This is a genomic window from Candidatus Afararchaeum irisae (assembly GCA_034190545.1).
GTDB classification, from domain to species: domain Archaea; phylum Halobacteriota; class Halobacteria; order Halobacteriales; family Afararchaeaceae; genus Afararchaeum; species Afararchaeum irisae.
The window spans coordinates 1-3,257 of the sequence record JAXIOF010000104.1; the positions used below are offsets into that span (position 1 = coordinate 1).

Annotated in this window: 3 protein-coding genes; all 3 read right to left on the bottom strand. The window is 48.7% G+C overall.

What is annotated here, in order from left to right:
- Nucleotides 1–364 precede the first annotated feature (364 nt).
- On the bottom strand, nucleotides 365–1,363 hold the full coding sequence (locus SV253_09825) for a winged helix-turn-helix domain-containing protein (GenBank protein ID MDY6776348.1): 999 nt from the start codon (nucleotides 1,361–1,363) through the stop codon (nucleotides 365–367).
- Nucleotides 1,364–1,395: 32 nt separating this feature from the next.
- The gene (locus SV253_09830; GenBank protein MDY6776349.1) at nucleotides 1,396–1,959 is read right to left on the bottom strand and encodes a hypothetical protein; all 564 of its coding nucleotides are present in this window, start codon (nucleotides 1,957–1,959) and stop codon (nucleotides 1,396–1,398) included.
- The coding region (locus tag SV253_09835) for a site-specific DNA-methyltransferase (GenBank protein MDY6776350.1) at nucleotides 1,956–3,257 on the bottom strand (1,302 nt) is incomplete at its 5' end. The genes SV253_09830 and SV253_09835, both read right to left, overlap by 4 nt.

Consider the following 3,257-nt stretch of genomic DNA (forward strand, 5'->3'; position numbering starts at 1 on the left):
ATAGACTGCCTACGGGGGTAACGACATCTAAAGAAGAAATAGAATTCTATCTGTAAGTCTCGTGGAGAGAAGAATAGCACTACATATAGCACTATGTATACGCTGTCTTTGATTTTTCTTGAGAACAGACAAATGGAGTTAGGTAGAAACTCTATAGAAGACTTTCTCAGAGGATCCGTAGAATGAGCTGAGGATGGATTTTTGGTATGGTTCTCGACGTTGTTCTCAGAAAAGGTCGGTCTAGGTTACTTTCACTAGAATCGCAAGGAGACGAAGATCTCATGTGCGAGTGAGCCGAGAGTTTCTCGGAGATGGCTCTAACGAGACGAAAGCTAACAAACTGCCGTAAGGCGTCGATGTAAGGCTAGGTCACCTTGCTCTTCTTTGTCTTTGGAGGTGGCTTACTCTGTTTTCTCGTGGTGGCATCGGTCTTACTAACTTCTTTCTCTGGGTCAAGACCTTCTACGAAGAAATCTGAAAGAGAGGATCTGAATCTGGCTGTCTTCTCTACGCTGATGTCCATGACTAGACTCGTGAAAGCTACACCTACGTCGGTCAGAGAGATCTTTACACGTCTTTCGTCCCGAGACCTATCTATCAGATTATTCTCTTCTAAGAGCCTCGTATAGGTTATCAGAGTACTCCTGTCGAGGTCGGTTATCTTCTGTAGTTCGTCGTAGGTGTACTCGGTGTAGTTGCTCTTGGTCCGTATATCATCAGCTATCTCTTCGAGTACTCTCAGAGCTCTGTCCGGAGTCTCTACGGCTTTGTGGAGGGCTTCTCGCTTACCCCAGTATCCGTACTTGTCTCTCTTAGATGGATCTGTCTTGACCCTAACATCAACATACTCGGGTAGTTGGGTAGGTTCGTCTGTGTCTCCAAGGCTGACCTCTATCTCTAAGTCGACATATTCACTCAGTTTATCAAAAAATCCTCCAATCCCACCCACCGCTCTGGAGTCGACGTCTATACCGACTTTGGGACGTATGCCGGCTATACTCAAGATCTTGAGGGGTGCGAAGACGTCGTCTTTTGTCGTGTTGTAGGTGCCATATAACTCTTCGTCGACGGGGCTGATCCTCTTACCCGAACCGAGTAGAAGAGTGAGGTTTTTGAGTCTCTCTACCGAGGTCTCTTTCTCGAACTCGAAGGCTACCATGTCGACTGCGTACTCTCTATTCATCTCGTCGACTCCGTTACGCCAGAGATACGACGGCAGTTGACTCCAGGTCGTGAGTTCTTTCTCTTTGACTATTCTTTGGACTGCTTGACCGAGCAACTCGAAGTTCTGACTCCAGAACTCGGTGTGAAACTCCCTGCGTGTTAGCTCGGAGAGACTTAGGCTTAGGCTTATCTTTGACATTGGATTATCAAAAAACAGCTGAACCTGACTTTTTACAGCGAATTCAGGTTACTCGCATCGTGTACATACAGATCGTGCTCTTCGACGAAGTCTCCCCAAAACACGACAAAGAGAGTCTGTAGGCTGTCTCCGTCTTTATTACAGATTTTGACGTCGTAGTCCTGCTGATAATCTCCTTGATCGATGTACTCTATGAGATCTTGGGTTTTACAGACGGCCGCGTTGAGTAGACGCCCCTCTTTTACGTATGCTTGGCAGGTGTAGTAGGGATATATGGCGTGTTTGTCGCCTTCTATCTCCTCTATCCGTTTACGGTACTCCGTCTTGGATCCCGAAGAGCGAAAACCTCGGACTGTAAACGACCCCCAGTCAGCACCATACTGCACGCGGCTTGCGACTCCATACAGTCTGCCTTTTTCGTCTCGAACGAGGGCATCTATCCCTGCTCTCGTATCAAGGAGCTTCTGGACATCGGATTCTGTGTGGACGTTTTCTACGGGGATGATTTCGTTGCCGTCTATCTCTCCCTCGATTTCGGGATAGACTACCTTCTCAAATGCGTTGGCACTACTTTTTAGGTCATCGCTAAAGCTCATTCTACGACACACCCCCTATCCTTCGCAGTCTCTATGGCTTGCGGGTCTTTGTCACATCCCACCGTTTCACGTGCAAGTTCGGCGGCTACTTTGAGTGTTGTGCCCGAGCCAGCGAATGGATCGACGACTAGGTCGCCTTCTTCGGTTGTGTGTCTCACGAAGCGTTCGATGAGTTCTTCGGGCTTCTGCCAGCGGTGGTGTTTTTGCTGGTGCCTGCCGTCAGGTGCGTTGACGTTTTGTACTGCCCACTGTTCGGAGGTCTTGGGGGCGTTGAGTTCTTGGGTTTCGGATCCACGTAGGTAGAGGACTGCTTGGTAGTTGCGTGAGTAGCGATTCTTCGGTACTTTGCCGAGGGTGTTCTTGTATGTCCAGATCAAGATCTGACTCTCGAACCTGTCTATGTCCGTGAGTACAGATAGGTAGGCATAGATCTCCTGAGTGTATCCGCCTATGAAGACGTATGCGTAGCCGTCGTCTTTGACTTTCTCGAGTGCCGTGGGTAGCCAGCTTTGAGCGAACCCGTCGATATCGTCTACGTCAGTACAGTATGGTGGGTCGGTGATCAGAAGGTCGACAGCTCTATTCTCGTACTCTTCGATGAACTCCAGAGCGGGTTTGGCGGTTATACTGGGGGCTGTCTCTCCACCGTCTGTCTGGCGTTGTTGTTCTACTTCTTTCTCTGCCTCCTCTTTTTCTACTTTCTTGTGAGCAGTATGGACTGAGGTTCTGTCGTCTTCTATCCTCTGTAGCTGCTCTTGGGCAGTTTGGTTGCCTTTATCGGCTTTGTTTCTGAGACTCCGGAGTTTCTCGACTTCTTTCGAGTCAGCGTTGCGAAGAGTCAGAGAAAGCTCTGAGTCTGTCTTTTCTTTGTCCGAAGTTGAGTCGGATTCGGAGTTACTGCTTTTGTCAGTGGAGTCTTCAGATTTATCGGAGTCAGAGTCAGAGTTCGAGTCGCTCTCTTTGTTTTGATCCTCAGACTTACGCCATTTGCCGACAGTCACGTGGGAGACATCGCAGTCGACTTCTTTTGCTACTTTGCGGTTCGAGGCGTCAGGATTGTCATCGATGTAGTCTCTGACTATCTCACGTTTTTCAGATGTGTTAAGCTGAGTCAGGTGACTCAGTTTACCATTCTGCTTAAGCTCTTTTTTGGCGCGGTTGATCGTCTTTTGACCTACACCAAGCTTTGATGCAACCTCGCGTTCTGTAGCCTCGCCGTCCCAGCTATCGATTAGATACTCCCTCGCTAGATCACGTTTCTGACCGTCCTCGAGATGACGCCTCTGTAGGTTGAGTCT